15 protein-coding genes and 1 pseudogene are annotated in these 15798 nt (G+C 71.6%); 15 read left to right on the top strand and 1 reads right to left on the bottom strand.

The annotated features are described in order from the left end of the window. Positions 1-151 precede the first annotated feature (151 nt). Positions 152-2377 carry an elongation factor G-like protein EF-G2 gene (locus HET64_RS13025; RefSeq protein WP_215105055.1) on the bottom strand — a complete coding sequence of 742 codons (2226 nt, stop codon included), beginning with the start codon at positions 2375-2377 and terminating at the stop codon, positions 152-154. A 370-nt stretch (positions 2378-2747) separates the two neighbouring features. Between HET64_RS13025 and pgsA the strand changes: the two genes are divergently transcribed. The 15 genes and pseudogenes from pgsA to HET64_RS12950 form a co-directional block, all read left to right on the top strand. Next, positions 2748-3476 carry a phosphatidylinositol phosphate synthase gene (gene pgsA / locus HET64_RS13020; RefSeq protein WP_215105053.1) on the top strand — a complete coding sequence of 243 codons (729 nt, stop codon included), beginning with the start codon at positions 2748-2750 and terminating at the stop codon, positions 3474-3476. After that, positions 3473-4393, top strand: coding sequence for a phosphatidylinositol mannoside acyltransferase (locus HET64_RS13015; protein WP_215105051.1), 921 nt, complete (start codon positions 3473-3475; stop codon positions 4391-4393). Before pgsA ends, HET64_RS13015 begins: the two co-directional genes overlap by 4 nt. After that, complete coding sequence (locus tag HET64_RS13010; RefSeq protein ID WP_215105049.1) at positions 4390-5550, top strand: glycosyltransferase family 4 protein; 1161 nt, start codon at positions 4390-4392, stop codon at positions 5548-5550. The genes HET64_RS13015 and HET64_RS13010 overlap by 4 nt, the downstream gene beginning before the upstream one ends. Positions 5551-5605: 55 nt before the next feature. After that, positions 5606-6154, top strand: coding sequence for a hypothetical protein (locus HET64_RS13005; protein WP_215105047.1), 549 nt, complete (start codon positions 5606-5608; stop codon positions 6152-6154). Between the two features lie 166 nt (positions 6155-6320). Next, the gene (gene pdxS, locus HET64_RS13000; protein ID WP_215105045.1) at positions 6321-7241 is read left to right on the top strand and encodes a pyridoxal 5'-phosphate synthase lyase subunit PdxS; all 921 of its coding nucleotides are present in this window, start codon (positions 6321-6323) and stop codon (positions 7239-7241) included. Between the two features lie 6 nt (positions 7242-7247). Beyond that, positions 7248-7841 carry a pyridoxal 5'-phosphate synthase glutaminase subunit PdxT gene (pdxT, locus tag HET64_RS12995; protein WP_215105037.1) on the top strand — a complete coding sequence of 198 codons (594 nt, stop codon included), beginning with the start codon at positions 7248-7250 and terminating at the stop codon, positions 7839-7841. Between the two features lie 61 nt (positions 7842-7902). Next, positions 7903-8655, top strand: coding sequence for a YebC/PmpR family DNA-binding transcriptional regulator (locus HET64_RS12990; RefSeq protein ID WP_032794021.1), 753 nt, complete (start codon positions 7903-7905; stop codon positions 8653-8655). A gap of 164 nt (positions 8656-8819) precedes the next feature. Continuing rightward, positions 8820-9398 (top strand): crossover junction endodeoxyribonuclease RuvC, encoded by a 579-nt coding sequence (gene ruvC / locus HET64_RS12985; RefSeq protein ID WP_215105035.1) that lies wholly within the window; start codon positions 8820-8822, stop codon positions 9396-9398. Next, entirely contained in the window at positions 9395-10021 is a 627-nt protein-coding gene (gene ruvA, locus HET64_RS12980; protein WP_215105033.1) for a Holliday junction branch migration protein RuvA, read from the top strand. The genes ruvC and ruvA overlap by 4 nt, the downstream gene beginning before the upstream one ends. A 29-nt stretch (positions 10022-10050) precedes the next feature. Further along, positions 10051-11136 (top strand): Holliday junction branch migration DNA helicase RuvB, encoded by a 1086-nt coding sequence (gene ruvB, locus HET64_RS12975; protein ID WP_215105031.1) that lies wholly within the window; start codon positions 10051-10053, stop codon positions 11134-11136. Positions 11137-11302: 166 nt separating this feature from the next. Beyond that, a complete protein-coding gene (yajC, locus tag HET64_RS12970) occupies positions 11303-11806 on the top strand; it encodes a preprotein translocase subunit YajC (protein ID WP_215105029.1) in 504 nt (167 codons plus the stop codon). 150 nt (positions 11807-11956) lie between these two features. Further along, positions 11957-13735, top strand: a complete 1779-nt coding sequence (secD, locus tag HET64_RS12965; RefSeq protein WP_215105027.1) for a protein translocase subunit SecD — start codon at positions 11957-11959, stop codon at positions 13733-13735. A gap of 1 nt (position 13736) precedes the next feature. Further along, complete coding sequence (secF, locus tag HET64_RS12960; RefSeq protein WP_215105026.1) at positions 13737-14825, top strand: protein translocase subunit SecF; 1089 nt, start codon at positions 13737-13739, stop codon at positions 14823-14825. Between the two features lie 3 nt (positions 14826-14828). After that, positions 14829-15380, top strand: a complete 552-nt coding sequence (locus HET64_RS12955; RefSeq protein WP_215105024.1) for an adenine phosphoribosyltransferase — start codon at positions 14829-14831, stop codon at positions 15378-15380. A gap of 169 nt (positions 15381-15549) precedes the next feature. Then, positions 15550-15798 (top strand): annotated as a pseudogene (locus tag HET64_RS12950) (hypothetical protein); the annotation flags it as partial.

The raw sequence follows: 15798 nt of genomic DNA, 5'->3' as shown, positions 1-15798 counted from the left end.
TGTCGCCCCCACTCGCCGCACGTCTGCTCCTGCGGTGTGCCCAACTACCGTACGCGGCATACCTTCTGAGCTGCGACCACAGCGTATCGTCCGGATCACACCACCACCGGTCACCCGCGCGCATCGGACGGTGTGTGCGACAGTGCGCCGGTCACGCGCCGGGTGGCCCGTCCGCCCGCTCCGCGCGGACCCGGTCGGCCACCTGCGGCGGCATCGCCTCGTGCCGGGCGTACGCGCGGTCGAACCGGCCGGTGCCGTGCGACAGGGAGCGCAGGTCCACCGCGTACCGGCCGACCTCGATCTCCGGCACCTCGGCCCGTACGACGGTGCGCCCGCCCGGACTCTGCTCGGTGCCCACGACACGGCCCCGACGCCCCGAGAGGTCGCTCATCACCGGGCCCACGTAGTCGTCGGGGACCAGGACGCTCACCTCGCACACCGGTTCCAGGAGCTGGATGCGGGCGTCGGACGCGGCCTCGCGCAGCGCGAGCGCCCCGGCGGTCTGGAAGGCGGCGTCCGAGGAGTCCACCGAGTGCGCCTTGCCGTCCAGCAGGGTGACGCGCACGTCGACCAGGGGGTGCCCGGCGGCCAGCCCCCGGGCGGCCTGGGCCCGCACGCCCTTCTCCACCGAGGGGATGAACTGGCGCGGCACCGAACCGCCGACGACCTTGTCGACGAACTCGATGCCCGAGCCCGGCGGCAGCGGTTCCACCTCGATCTCGCAGATCGCGAACTGGCCGTGCCCGCCGGACTGCTTGACGTGCCGTCCGCGCCCGGCGGCCCGCCCGGCGAACGTCTCGCGCAGCGGCACCCGGTGCGGTTCCGCGTCGACCCGGACGCCGTAGCGGCTGCGCAGCCGTTCCAGGGCCACCTCCTGGTGGGCCTCGCCCAGGCACCACAGGACGACCTGGCCGGTGCCCGGGTTCTGTTCGAGGCGGAGCGTGGGGTCCTCGGCGACCAGCCGGGTCAGGCCCTGCGACAGCTTGTCCTCGTCCGCTTTGCCGTGTGCCCGTACGGCCAGCGGGAGCAGCGGGTCGGGCGTCGACCAGGGTTCGATCAGGACGGGGTCGTCGGCCGGGGAGAGCGTGTCGCCGGTCTCCGCCTCGCCGAGCCGGGCCACGCACGCCAGATCGCCCGCGACGCACCGGTCCAGGGGGTGCTGCCGGCGGCCGAACGGTGAGGTGAGCGCCCCGACGCGGATCTCCGCCTCGTGACACGGACGGGGCGCGTGTCCCGTGGCGTCCAGGCCGTGGCCGCAGAGGTGTACGGAGTCGTCGGGGCGCAGGGTGCCGGAGAAGACGCGGACCAGCGAGACCCGGCCCACGTACGGGTCGGAAGCCGTCTTGACGACCTCGGCGACCAGCGGGCCCCCGGGATCGCAGACCGAGGCGGGCCGCGGCTTGCCCGACGGGGTGGTGACGGCGGGCGGGGTGCGCTCCAGCGGGGTCGGGAAGCCGCGGGTGATCAGGTCCAGGAGTTCCACCGTGCCGATGCCCTGCCGGGCGCCCTCGACCGCGGGCGCCGCGGTGAGGACGGGGTGGAAGGAGCCACGGGCGACGGCCCGTTCGAGGTCGGCGATCAGCGTCGCGACGTCGAGGTCCTCGCCGTCGAGATAGCGGTCCATCAGGGACTCGTCCTCGCTCTCGGCGATGATCCCCTCGATCAGCCGGTCCCGGGCCGCCCGCAGGGGTTCCTCCTGGTCGGGTGCCGGGGGCCGCTCGGCGCGTTCCCCCGAGGAGTAGTCGAGGACGCGCCGGCTCAGCAGCCCGGTGAGCCCGGTCAGCGGGGCCTGCCCGTCGGCGCCCTCGGGCCCCAGCACGGGCAGGTACAGGGGCAGTACGGCGTCGGGGTCCTCGCCCCCGAAGGCCTCGGCGCAGATCCGGTTCATCTCGCGGTAGGAGGTGCGGGCGGTGTCCAGGTGCGTCACGACGATCGCGCGCGGCATGCCGACGAGCGCGCACTCCTCCCAGGCGGCCCGGGTGGTCGCGGCCACGGTCGCCGCGTCCTGGGCGGCGGAGACGACGAAGAGGGCCGCGTCCGCCGCGCGCAGACCTGCCCGCAGCTCCCCGACGAAGTCGGCGTAGCCGGGGGTGTCCAGCAGATTGATCTTGCAGCCGTCCCAGGCCACCGGGACCAGCGAGAGCTGTACGGAGCGGTGTCGGCGCCGCTCGATCTCGTCGTAGTCGGAGACGGTCGCCCCGTCCTCGACCCGCCCGGCCCGGTTCACGGCTCCCGCCGTCAGGGCCAGGGCCTCGACCAGCGTGGTCTTGCCCGATCCGCTGGGGCCGACCAGCACCACGTTCCGTACGGCGGAGGGGTGGCCGGCCGTCGGTACTCCTCCGGCGGCCCCGGGGTGTGCGTGTGCCTTGTCGCCCATGGTGCGTGCCTCCCGGTCGACGGCGCGGTGCGGGGGAGGGCGACCGCGCGCGGAGCAGCGGTGGTCACGGGCACGGGGAGGCCGCCGCGGCGGCTTCGGCGGCGCCCGCGGTCCTTCGAGCTTGGCACCGCGACGGGGCCCCGTCCATACGTCGCGCACGGCGCGGTTCGCACGTCCCGAACCGGCACGGCCCGGATGTCGCGCACCGGCACGGGCCACAGCGTCGCGCACGGGCGCGGTACGGGCCGGGCGGGGGCCCGTGTGACACCCGGCGGCGGGTGCCCGTCCGGTGGAAGGCACCGGCGGTGACTACGATGGGCCAGCCGGTGGCCGAAGGGGCCGCTCGGCGAACCGAACCCTCGGGAAGGCCATGCTGAACAAGTACGCGCGTGCATTCTTCACGCGTGTCCTCACACCGTTCGCCGCTCTGCTGCTCCGCCTCGGGGTCAGCCCCGACGCGGTCACTCTCGTCGGCACGGCCGGAGTGATGGCGGGTGCGCTGGTCTTTTTCCCCATGGGGGAGTTCTTCTGGGGCACGATCGTCATCACGATCTTCGTCTTCTCCGACCTCGTCGACGGCAACATGGCGCGGCAGGCCGGGATCTCCAGCCGGTGGGGCGCGTTCCTCGACTCGACGCTGGACCGGGTCGCCGACGGGGCGATCTTCGCCGGGTTCGCCCTCTGGTACGCGGGCAGCGGTGACGACAACATCCTGTGCGCCGTCGCGATCTTCTGCCTGGCCAGCGGCCAGGTGGTCTCGTACACCAAGGCGCGCGGCGAGTCGATCGGCCTGCCGGTCGCGGTCAACGGCCTCGTGGAGCGCGCCGAGCGCCTGGTGATCTCGCTGGTCGCCGCCGGCCTCGCCGGACTGCACACGTTCGGCGTCCCCGGTATCGACATCCTGCTGCCGATCGCGCTGTGGATCGTCGCCGCCGGCAGCCTCGTGACACTGATCCAGCGCGTGGTGACCGTACGCCGCGAATCCGCCGAGGCGGACGCCGCGGAGGCCGCCTCGGGACCGGCCGCCGTGGACCCGTCCGCCGCCGGTTCCGCCGGTCAGGTCGGTCAGGTCGGCCAGGGGAGCGAGGGCGACCGGTGAGCGGCGCGTCCGACCTGAAGGGGCGGCTCACCGACGGGCTGTACGGACTGGGCTGGGGCGCCGTCAAGAAGCTGCCCGAGCCCGCCGCCACCCGGCTCTTCCGCACCATCGCCGACCAGGTGTGGAAGCGGCGCGGCAAGAGCGTGCTCCGCCTGGAGTCGAACCTGGCGCGGGTCGCCCCCGACGCGGGCCCGGAGCGGCTGGCCGAGCTGTCGCGGGCCGGGATGCGCTCCTACATGCGCTACTGGAGGGAGTCCTTCCGGCTGCCCGCCTGGAGCCCCGAGCGCATCAAGGACAGCATCGACATCGCCGACGTCCACCACCTGACCGAGGGCCTGGACGCCGGGAAAGGCGTGATCGTCGCCCTGCCGCACCTGGCCAACTGGGACCTCGCGGGAGCCTGGGTCACCACCGACCTGAAGGTCCCCTTCACCACCGTCGCCGAACGCCTGGAGCCCGCGACGCTCTACGACCGGTTCGTCGCCTACCGCGAGGGCCTGGGCATGGAGGTGCTCCCGCACAGCGGCGGGGCCGCGTTCGGAACCCTGGCCCGGCGGCTGCGCGCGGGCGGGCTGATCTGCCTGGTCGCGGACCGGGACCTGTCCGCGTCCGGCGTCGAGGTGTCGTTCTTCGGCGCCACCGCCCGGATGCCCGCGGGCCCGGCGCTGCTCGCCCAGCAGACCGGCGCGCTCCTGATGCCGGTGACCCTCTGGTACGACGGCACACCGGTGATGAAGGGGCGCATCCACCCGGCGGTCGAGGTGCCGGAGGAAGGCACCCGCGCCGAGAAGACCGCCGTCATGACCCAGGCGATGGCCGACGCCTTCGCGGGCGGCATCGCCGAGCACCCGGAGGACTGGCACATGCTCCAGCGGCTCTGGCAGGACGACCTGGACCCCCGGGGGGAACCCACGTGAAGATCGGCATCGTCTGCCCGTACTCCTGGGACGTACCGGGCGGCGTGCAGTTCCACATCCGGGACCTCGCCGAACACCTGATCGGGCTCGGCCACGAGGTCTCCGTCCTGGCCCCCGCCGACGACGAGACGCCACTGCCCCCTTACGTCGTCTCGGCGGGCCGGGCCGTCCCCGTCCCGTACAACGGCTCCGTCGCCCGGCTGAACTTCGGCTTCCTGTCGGCGGCCCGGGTGCGGCGCTGGCTCCACGACGGCACGTTCGACGTCATCCACATCCACGAGCCGACCTCCCCGTCGCTGGGCCTGCTGGCCTGCTGGGCGGCGCAGGGGCCGATCGTGGCGACCTTCCACACCTCCAACCCGCGCTCCCGGGCGATGATCGCCGCGTACCCGATCCTCCAGCCCGCGCTGGAGAAGATCAGCGCCCGGATCGCCGTCAGCGAGTACGCCCGGCGCACCCTGGTCGAGCACCTCGGCGGGGACGCCGTCGTCATCCCCAACGGCGTCGACGTCGGCTTCTTCGCCCAGGCCGAGCCGAAGGCAGAATGGCAGGGCCGGACCCTCGGCTTCATCGGCCGCATCGACGAACCCCGCAAGGGCCTGCCCGTCCTGATGAAGGCGCTGCCCGCGATCCTCGCCGCCCACCCCGAAGCCCGGCTGCTGGTCGCCGGGCGCGGCGACGAGGAGGAGGCGGTGGAGACCCTGCCGAAGGAACTGCGCGAGCGCGTCGAGTTCCTCGGTATGGTCAGCGACGAGGACAAGGCCCGGCTGCTGCGCAGCGTCGATGTGTACGTGGCCCCCAACACCGGCGGCGAGAGCTTCGGCATCATCCTGGTCGAGGCGCTGTCGGCCGGTGCGCCGGTGCTGGCGAGCGACCTGGACGCCTTCGCACAGGTGCTGGACCAGGGCGCGGCGGGCGACCTGTTCGCAGGCGAGGACGCCGACGCGCTGGCCGACGCGGCGATCCGGCTGCTGGGCGACCCGGAGCGCCGGGCCGGACTGCGGACGCGCGGCGAGGCCCACGTGCGGCGCTTCGACTGGGCGACGGTGGGGGCCGACATCCTCGCGGTGTACGAGACGGTGACCGACGGGGCCGCCTCGGTCGCGGCGGACGAACGCTCCGGGCTGCGGGCCCGGTTCGGGCTGGCCCGGGACTGAGCCCCGGGGGCTCCTGTTGAAGCGGGGGCCCCCGGCGACGGTAGCGTGTGGGCCCGTGACCGTAACCCTCATCGTCTGGATCGTCGTCGCCCTCATCGCGGTCGGCGTGTACCTCAGCTGGACCGCAGGCCGGCTCGACCGCCTGCACTCCCGGATCGACGCCGCCCGCGCCGCCCTCGACGCCCAACTGCTGCGCCGCGCCTCGGTCACCCAGGAGCTGGCCACCTCCGGCGTCCTTGACCCGGCCGCCTCGATCGTCCTGTACGAGGCCGCGCACGCCGCCCGGCAGGCCGAGGAGGACCACCGCGAGGTCGCCGAGAGCGAGCTGAGCACCGCTCTGCGCGCCGTCTTCGGCGAACCGGCGCAGGTCGACGCGGTGAAGGAGGTCCCCGGCGGCGAGGAGGCGGCCACCGAACTGGCCGCCGCCGTACGCCGCGTCCCCATGGCCCGGCGCTTCCACAACGACTCGGTACGCGCCGCCCGCGCGCTGCGCAGGCACCGTACCGTCCGGCTCTTCCGGCTGGCCGGGCACGCGCCGTTCCCGCTCGCCTTCGAGATGGACGACGCCCCGCCGGTGGCCCTCGCGGACCGGCCCGGCACCTGAGAGCGGCTGTCGGGGATCGATTCAGGGGGCGATTCAGCGATCGGTCCGGGGACCGATCCAGGGCCAAAACGATCCACGGCCTGTCCATTGGCCCTTGCTGTGGACTGGTCCCGGGGCGTTTGCTCGGCGTTGCAGTATCCAGCGTCTTTTCACCGAGTGAGGTCCCGTGTCCACGCTTCCCAGCACCCCGCAGTCCGCCGAGTACCCCGCCACCGGCACCGCCCGCGTCAAGCGCGGCATGGCCGAGCAGCTCAAGGGCGGCGTGATCATGGACGTCGTCGACGCCGAACAGGCGAAGATCGCCGAGGACGCGGGCGCCGTTGCCGTCATGGCCCTGGAGCGGGTCCCGGCCGACATCCGCAAGGACGGCGGCGTGGCCCGGATGTCCGACCCCAACATGATCGAGGAGATCATCGGGGCCGTCTCCATCCCCGTCATGGCCAAGTCCCGCATCGGCCACTTCGTCGAGGCGCAGGTGCTCCAGTCCCTCGGCGTCGACTACATCGACGAGTCCGAGGTCCTCACCCCGGCCGACGAGGTCAACCACAGCGACAAGTTCGCCTTCACCACCCCCTTCGTCTGCGGCGCCACCAACCTGGGCGAGACCCTGCGCCGCATCGCCGAGGGCGCGGCCATGATCCGCTCGAAGGGCGAGGCCGGCACCGGCAACGTCGTCGAGGCCGTCCGCCACCTGCGCCAGATCAAGAACGAGATCGCCCGGCTGCGCGGCTTCGACAACAACGAGCTGTACGCCGCGGCCAAGGACCTCCGCGCCCCCTACGAGCTGGTCAAGGAGGTCGCGGAGCTCGGCAAGCTGCCCGTCGTGCTGTTCTCCGCCGGTGGCGTCGCCACCCCGGCCGACGCCGCGCTGATGCGCCAGCTCGGCGCCGAGGGCGTCTTCGTCGGCTCCGGCATCTTCAAGTCCGGCGACCCGGCCAAGCGCGCCGCCGCCATCGTGAAGGCCACCACCTTCTACGACGACCCGAAGGTCATCGCGGACGCCTCCCGCAACCTGGGCGAGGCCATGGTCGGCATCAACTGCGACACCCTGCCCGAGTCCGAGCGCTACGCCAACCGCGGCTGGTAACCACTGATGAGCGACACCCCCCTGATCGGCGTGCTGGCTCTCCAGGGCGACGTACGGGAGCATCTGATCGCCCTGGCCTCGGCGGACGCCCTGGCCAGGCCGGTCCGGCGCCCCGAGGAACTCGCCGAGGTCGACGGCCTGGTCATACCGGGCGGCGAGTCCACCACCATGTCCAAACTGGCCGTGCTCTTCGGCATGATGGAGCCGCTCCGCGAGCGGGTCCGGGCCGGGATGCCGGTCTACGGCACCTGTGCCGGAATGATCCTGCTGGCCGAGAAGATCCTCGACCCGCGCTCGGGCCAGGAGACCGTCGGCGGCATCGACATGATCGTGCGGCGCAACGCCTTCGGCCGCCAGAACGAGTCGTTCGAGGCCGCGGTCGAGGTCGGCGGCGTCGAAGGCGGCCCGGTGGACGGTGTGTTCATCCGGGCGCCGTGGGTCGAGTCCGTCGGGGCCGAGACCGAGGTCATCGCCGAACACGGCGGGCATATCGTGGCCGTCCGGCAGAAAAACGCCCTCGCCACGTCGTTCCATCCCGAACTGACCGGCGACCATCGCGTACACGCTCTGTTCGTGGACATGGTGCGCGCAGTGAGCTGAGCGGACCCCGGTAGGATCTCTCGGGTTCGACTCGATTTTGGTGACGCGAAGGAGAAGGCAGATGTCCGGCCACTCTAAATGGGCTACGACGAAGCACAAGAAGGCCGTGATTGACGCCAAGCGCGGCAAGCTCTTCGCGAAGCTGATCAAAAACATCGAGGTCGCGGCGCGCTCCGGCGGCGTGGACCCCGACGGCAACCCCACGCTCGTCGACGCCATCCAGAAGGCGAAGAAGAGCTCCGTCCCGAACAAGAACATCGACTCCGCGGTCAAGCGCGGTGGCGGTCTCGAAGCGGGCGGCGCCGACTACGAGACGATCATGTACGAAGGCTACGGCCCCAACGGTGTCGCGGTGCTCATCGAGTGCCTCACCGACAACCGCAACCGTGCCGCGTCCGACGTACGTGTCGCGATGACCCGGAACGGCGGCTCCATGGCCGACCCGGGCTCCGTCTCGTACCTGTTCAACCGCAAGGGCGTCGTGATCGTGCCCAAGGGCGAGCTGACCGAGGACGACGTCCTCGGCGCGGTCCTCGACGCGGGCGCCGAGGAGGTCAACGACCTCGGCGAGACCTTCGAGGTGGTCAGCGAGGCCACCGACATGGTCGCGGTGCGCACCGCGCTCCAGGAGGCGGGCATCGACTACGACTCCGCCGAGGCCAACTTCCTGCCGACCATGCAGGTCGAGCTGGAGGAAGAGGGCGCCCGCAAGATCTTCAAGCTCATCGACGCGCTGGAGGACAGCGACGACGTGCAGAACGTCTTCGCCAACTTCGACGTGTCCGACGAGGTCATGGAGAAGGTCGACGCCTGACGGCACGGCCGACAGGTCTCACACGACGGGCCGACGGGGCACTCCCCGTCGGCCCGTCGGCCTGTGGTTGCGACGGATTGTCAGTCCGAGCCGATAGCCTGCGGGAACAGATGATCGAGCGGGCGCGGCGTGCGCCGGCGACGGGCTGAGGACAGGGGGGCTCCATGCGCGTTCTGGGCATTGACCCGGGGCTGACCCGGTGCGGTGTCGGCGTGGTCGAAGGAGTCGCGGGAAGACCCCTGACCATGATCGGCGTCGGTGTCGTGCGCACCTCCTCCGACGCCGAGCTCGGCGACCGGCTCGTCGCCGTCGAGCGCGGCATCGAGCAGTGGCTCGACGAACACTCCCCGGGCTTCGTCGCGGTCGAGCGCGTCTTCGCCCAGCACAACGTCCGCACCGTGATGGGCACCGCCCAGGCCAGCGCGGTCGCCATGCTCTGCGCCGCCCGCCGGGGCATCCCCGTCGCCCTGCACACCCCCAGCGAGGTCAAGGCGGCGGTCACCGGATCCGGCCGCGCGGACAAGGACCAGGTCGGCGCGATGGTGACCCGGCTGCTGAGGCTGGACGCACCGCCCAAGCCCGCCGACGCCGCCGACGCCCTGGCCCTGGCCATCTGCCACATCTGGCGCGCCCCCGCGCAGAACCGGCTCCAGCAGGCCGTCGCCGCCCACCGCACGTCCGGCGCGTCCCGCACACCCGGGGCTCCCGGCACGTCCCGCACGCTGAAAGGCCGCACCACATGATCGCGTTCGTCTCCGGCCCGGTGGCCGCCCTCGCCCCGACCACCGCCGTCATCGAGGTCGGCGGCATCGGCATGGCGGTCCAGTGCACCCCGCACACCCTCGCCGACCTGCGCGTCGGCAAGGCGGCCCGGCTCGCCACCTCGCTGGTCGTCCGCGAGGACTCCCTCACCCTCTACGGCTTCCGGGACGACGACGAGCGGCAGGTGTTCGAGCTGCTCCAGACCGCCAGCGGCGTCGGCCCCCGCCTCGCCCAGGCGATGCTCGCCACCCACAGCCCCGACGCCCTGCGCCTGGCGGTATCCACCGGCGACGAGAAGGCGCTGACCGCCGTCTCCGGCATCGGGAAGAAGGGTGCGCAGAAGCTGCTCCTGGAGCTCAAGGACCGGCTCGGCGAACCGGTCGGCGCGCACATCGGCCAGCAGGGCATCGGTACCCCCGTCACCTCCGGCTGGCGCGACCAGCTCCAGGCCGCGCTCATCGGCCTCGGTTACGCGAGCCGCGAGGCCGACGAGGCCGTCAACGCCGTCGCCCCGCAGGCGGAGGCCGCCGTCGCCGAGGGCACGGCACCCCCCGTGCCGCAGCTGCTGCGAGCCGCCCTGCAGACTCTCAACCGCGCCCGCTGACCGGCACCGAACCACCGAAGAGGCCCTTGATGAACTGGGACGAGACCGGACCCGAGACCGACGAGCCGACCGGCCCGGTCTTCGACGACCGGCTGGTCGACGCGGACGCCGACGGCGAGGACACCGCGGTCGAGGCGGCGCTGCGCCCCAAGGACCTGGAGGAGTTCGTCGGCCAGGAGAAGGTCCGCGAACAGCTCGACCTGGTCCTCAAGGCCGCCCGCGCCCGCGGCGCCACCGCCGACCACGTGCTGCTCTCCGGCGCCCCGGGCCTCGGCAAGACCACTCTTTCGATGATCATCGCGGCGGAGATGAACGCCCCGATCAGGATCACCTCGGGTCCCGCCATCCAGCACGCCGGCGACCTCGCGGCGATCCTCTCCTCCCTCCAGGAGGGCGAGGTCCTCTTCCTCGACGAGATCCACCGCATGTCCCGGCCCGCCGAGGAGATGCTCTACATGGCGATGGAGGACTTCCGGGTCGACGTCATCGTCGGCAAGGGCCCCGGCGCCACCGCCATCCCGCTCGAACTGCCCCCCTTCACCCTGGTCGGGGCCACCACCCGGGCCGGGCTGCTCCCGCCCCCGCTGCGCGACCGCTTCGGCTTCACCGGGCACATGGAGTTCTACGCCCCCGCCGAGCTGGAGCGCGTCATCCACCGCTCCGCCCGCCTCCTCGACGTCGGCATCGACGTGGAGGGCGCCGCCGAGATCGCCGGACGCTCCCGCGGCACCCCCCGTATCGCCAACCGCCTGCTGCGCCGCGTCCGCGACTACGCCCAGGTCAAGGCGGAGGGCACGATCGACCGGGAGATCGCGATGGCCGCCCTCAAGGTGTACGAGGTTGACGCCCGTGGACTCGATCGGCTGGACCGCGCCGTCCTCGGCGCCCTGCTGAAGCTCTTCGGCGGCGGCCCGGTGGGGCTGTCCACGCTGGCGGTCGCGGTGGGGGAGGAGCGGGAGACCGTCGAGGAGGTCGCCGAGCCCTTCCTCGTACGGGAAGGACTGCTGGCCAGGACCCCGCGCGGCCGCGTCGCCACCCCGGCGGCCTGGGCACATCTGGGACTGGTCCCGCCGCAGCACGGAGCAAAGGGACAACAGGGCCTGTTCGGGGCGTGATGCGTCACAGGTTCGCGTGCACAGGAACCCCGGTGCCATGCTGGGCGTTGTTCCATCGATGCGGACTCGCTTAGACTCCGCCGATGCCGCCCTTACCGGTCGGTGTACCCACCCCCGTATATACAGGCCGCATTCCAGCGCGGTCGTGCGAAGGAATTCCCGTCCCGTGGATATCTTGACTCTCCTCCCCTTCATCGTGCTCATCGGGGCCATGTTCCTGATGACCCGCTCCGCCAAGAAGAAGCAGGCGGCGGCCGCGCAGATGCGCAACGACATGCAGCCCGGCACCGGCGTCCGGACGATCGGGGGCATGTACGCCACCGTCAAGGAAGTCCACGACGACACGGTTCTCCTCGAGGTCGCTCCCGGCGTGCACGTCATCTACGCGAAGAACTCCATCGGCGCCGTCCTGGACGACGCGGAGTACAACCGCATCGTGCACGGTGACGACCAGGAGCTGGACGCGGACGGCACCGTCGTTCCCGACGACGCCTCCTCGCTGACCGGTGAGTCCGATTCCGCCGAGGTCGCCAAGATCGACCTGGCCAAGGACGACACGGCCGACGACGCCGATTCCGAGGACGCCGAGGTCAAGGACGCCAAGGGAGTCAAGGACGTCAAGGACGCCAAGGACGAGAGCAAGACCGACGGCGACGCCGACTCCAAGTAGTTCTCACGATCCCGGGGACGTCGCGCGCCCACCGGCGCGCGGCGTCCCCGGGACCGTGCGGTCGTCTGCGGGGGCAGGGTCCCCACTACACTTCGTGGCCGCTCGGGCGCGTACCCGGCGCGGGGCGGTTGGACAGGGAGAAACGAGAAGGTGGCAGCACCCAAGAAGGGCCGAGGGCCGTCCGGCGGTCAGGGCAGGCCGGGGCGTGCCCTGGCTCTGATCCTCATCGCCATGGTCGCGCTCACCGGCGGGATGTTCCTGTCCGGGCACACGACGCCGCGGCTGGGCATCGACCTGGCCGGCGGGACGTCGATCACGCTGGAGGCACAGAACCAGCCCGGCAAGCCGAACGCGATCAACCAGACCAACATGAACACAGCGGTCGGGATCATCGAGCGGCGTGTCAACGGTCTGGGCGTCTCCGAGGCCGAGGTTCAGACCCAGGGCTCGAAGAACATCATCGTCAACATCCCCAAGGGGACGAACTCCAAGCAGGCCCAGGAGCAGGTCGGCACCACCGCCCAGCTCTACTTCCGGCCTGTTCTGACGGTTCAGGCGAGCGGCCCCGAGCAGCCCACACCCTCCGGCTCCGGGACTCCCTCGGGCAGCGCCACCCCGAAGCCCGGCGAGTCCGCCGAAGGTGAGGACAAGCCCAAGGACGGGGGCGAGGAGGCCACCGGTTCGGAGGCCACCCCCTCGGCGAGCGCCACCACCCAGGGCCGTGCGGTCACCGGGGCCCTGACGAAGGACGACCCGACCCCCGGCGCCTCCGACAAGCCGAAGCCGTCCGACTCCCCCGAGGCCACGCCCTCCGCGGACCCGGCCACGGCCAAGCTCCAGGAGGAGTTCGCCAAGCTCGACTGCACCGACCCCAAGCAGCGCACGGAGGCCGGCAAGAACGCCAAGCCCACCGACTCGATCGTCGCCTGCGGTTCGAACGTCCCGGGCAGCTACGAGAAGTACGTCCTCGGCCCGGCCGAGGTCTCCGGCAGCGACGTCGACGACGCCAAGGGCGCCATCGAGCAGCAGACCGGCGAGTGGATCGTGTCGATGGAGTTCACCTCCGCCGGCGCCAAGAAGTTCCAGACGATCACCGGTCGGCTCTCGCAGCAGCAGCCGCCGATGAACCAGTTCGCGATCGTCCTCGACGGCGAGGTCGTCTCCGCGCCCTCGGTGCGCACGGCGCTCAGCAAGAACGCCCAGATCTCCGGCAGCTTCGACCAGCAGTCCGCCGAGGACCTCGGCAACATCCTGTCGTACGGTGCGCTTCCGCTGACCTTCGAGGAGGTGAGCGTCACCACGGTGACCGCCGCCCTCGGCGACGAGCAGCTCAAGGCGGGTCTGATCGCCGGTGCGATCGGTCTGGCGCTGGTCGTGATCTATCTGGTCGCCTACTACCGGGGGTTGGCGTTCATCGCGCTGCTGAGCCTCTTGGTCTCGGGCATCCTGACGTACACGATCATGGCCCTACTGGGCCCGGCCATCGGCTTCGCGCTGAACCTCCCGGCGGTCTGCGGTGCCATCGTCGCGATCGGCATCACAGCGGACTCGTTCATCGTGTACTTCGAACGCGTGAGAGACGAGATCCGCGAGGGACGCACGCTGCGCCCGGCCATCGAGCGCGCCTGGCCACGTGCCCGGCGCACCATCCTGGTCTCCGACTTCGTATCCTTCCTGTCCGCGGTCGTCCTCTTCATCGTCACCGTCGGCAAGGTGCAGGGCTTCGCCTTCACGCTCGGCCTCACCACCCTGCTCGACGTCGTCGTGGTGTTCCTCTTCACCAAGCCCCTGATGACGCTCATGGGCCGGACGAAGTTCTTCTCCAAGGGCGGTCCGTGGTCCGGGCTGGACCCGAAGCGGCTCGGCGCCCAGCCGCCGTTGCGCCGCTCGCGCCGTGTCAACGCCCCCACCGAACCGAAGGAGGCGTGAGATGTCGCGACTCGGCAATCTCGGCGCCCGGCTCTACCGCGGCGAGGTCGGCTACGACTTCATCCGCAACCGCAAGATCTGGTACGGCATCTCGATACTGATCACCATCACGGCCATCATCGGCGTGGCGGTCGGCGGTCTCCGCATGGGCATCGAGTTCAAGGGCGGCGCGGTCTTCACGACCGACACCAAGGCCCAGATCTCGACCTCCCAGGCCACCGACGTGGCGACCGAGGCCTCCGGCCACCTGGCGATCGTGCAGGAACTCGGCAACGGCGGTCTGCGCATCCAGATCACCGAGGTCGACACCGCCAAGGCCAACGAGATCAAGGAGACGCTCTCCGACGAGCTCGGCATCCCCGCCAACGACATCAACGCGGACCTGGTCGGACCCAGCTGGGGCGAGCAGATCGCCAACAAGGCGTGGACCGGCCTCGGGGTCTTCATGATCCTGGTGGTGATCTATCTCGCCATCGCCTTCGAGTGGCGGATGGCCGTCGCCGCCCTCATCGCGCTGATCCACGACATCACCATCACGGTCGGTGTCTACGCCCTGGTCGGTTTCGAGGTCACCCCGGGCACGGTGATCGGTCTGCTGACCATTCTCGGTTACTCCCTGTACGACACGGTGGTGGTCTTCGACAGCCTCAAGGAGGGCCAGAAGGACATCACCAAGCAGACCCGCTTCACGTACAGCGAGATCGCCAACCGGTCGATCAACAGCACGCTGGTCCGCTCCATCAACACCACCGTGGTGGCGCTCCTGCCCGTGGCCGGTCTGCTGTTCATCGGCGGCGGCGTCCTCGGCGCGGGCATGCTGAACGACATCTCGCTGTCGCTGTTCGTCGGTCTCGCCGCCGGTGCCTACTCCTCGATCTTCATCGCCACGCCGCTCGTCGCCGACCTCAAGGAACGCGAGCCGCAGATGAAGGCGCTGAAGAAGCGGATCCTCGCCAAGCGGGCCGCCGCGGCCGCCAAGGGCGAGTCCCCCGACGACGACGGTTCCGAGGACCTGCGCGACGACACCGAGACGGCGGGCACGACGATCGGCCGCCCCCGGTCGCACGGCCGCACCCCCGGGAAGCGCTGAGCGATGACGAGCACCACCGAATCCACCCGAGAGCTGCTGCTCAGCCGGATCCGCGATGTCGCGGACTACCCGAAGCCGGGCGTGATGTTCAAGGACATCACCCCGCTGCTCGCGGACCCGGTGGCCTTCACGGCGCTCACCGACGCCCTCGCGGAGCTGTGCGCCCAGCACGGCGCCACGAAGATCGTCGGCCTGGAGGCGCGCGGCTTCATCCTGGCCGCGCCCGTCGCGGTCCGGGCGGGCATCGGGTTCATCCCGGTCCGCAAGGCCGGGAAGCTCCCCGGCGCCACGCTGAGCCAGTCCTACGAGCTGGAGTACGGCAGCGCGGAGATCGAGATCCACGCGGAGGACCTCGACGCGGAGGACCGGGTCATGATCATCGACGACGTCCTCGCCACCGGCGGCACCGCCGAGGCCTCGCTGGAGCTCATCCGGCGGGCCGGCGCCCAGGTCGCGGGCGTCGCGGTGCTCATGGAGCTCGGCTTCCTCGCGGGCCGGGCCCGCCTGGAGCCGGGCCTCGCCGGCGCACCGCTGGAGGCCCTGATCACGGTCTGATCCACCGGTCACCGTCCCGCGACGGACACCGGGCACGAGGGATGGGCACCCGGGAACACCGGGTGCCCATCCCTCGTTGTGCAGGCTCCCACCGTCCCCGGGCGAGGTCCCGCCGGGGGATCGATACCATGGGCTCTCCGGGTACCCCGGATCCGCACGAGGAGCGCTCTTGCCAGACGAGGCCCAGTCAGCCGCCGCCCCGCAGCCCGACAAGCCCGTGGCGGCCCCCGCCACGCCGGAAAAGGCCGCGCCCTCGAACGCGCCGGAGCCCGCGCCCGCCGAGCCCGGCGCCGACGCCGCGCGCCCCCCGGCCGCCGCGAAGCCCGCCGGGCCGGCCGCCCCTCCCTCGAAACCCGCGGGCCCCGAGACGCCGCCGGATCCGGCCGGGACGACGGGCCCGCGGGTTTCGAGGGAGGGG

The sequence above is a fragment of the Streptomyces sp. McG3 genome (assembly GCF_018619185.1).
GTDB lineage: Bacteria > Actinomycetota > Actinomycetes > Streptomycetales > Streptomycetaceae > Streptomyces.
Note: the sequence above shows the minus strand (reverse complement) of the source record. Positions and strands in the feature narration are given on the sequence as shown.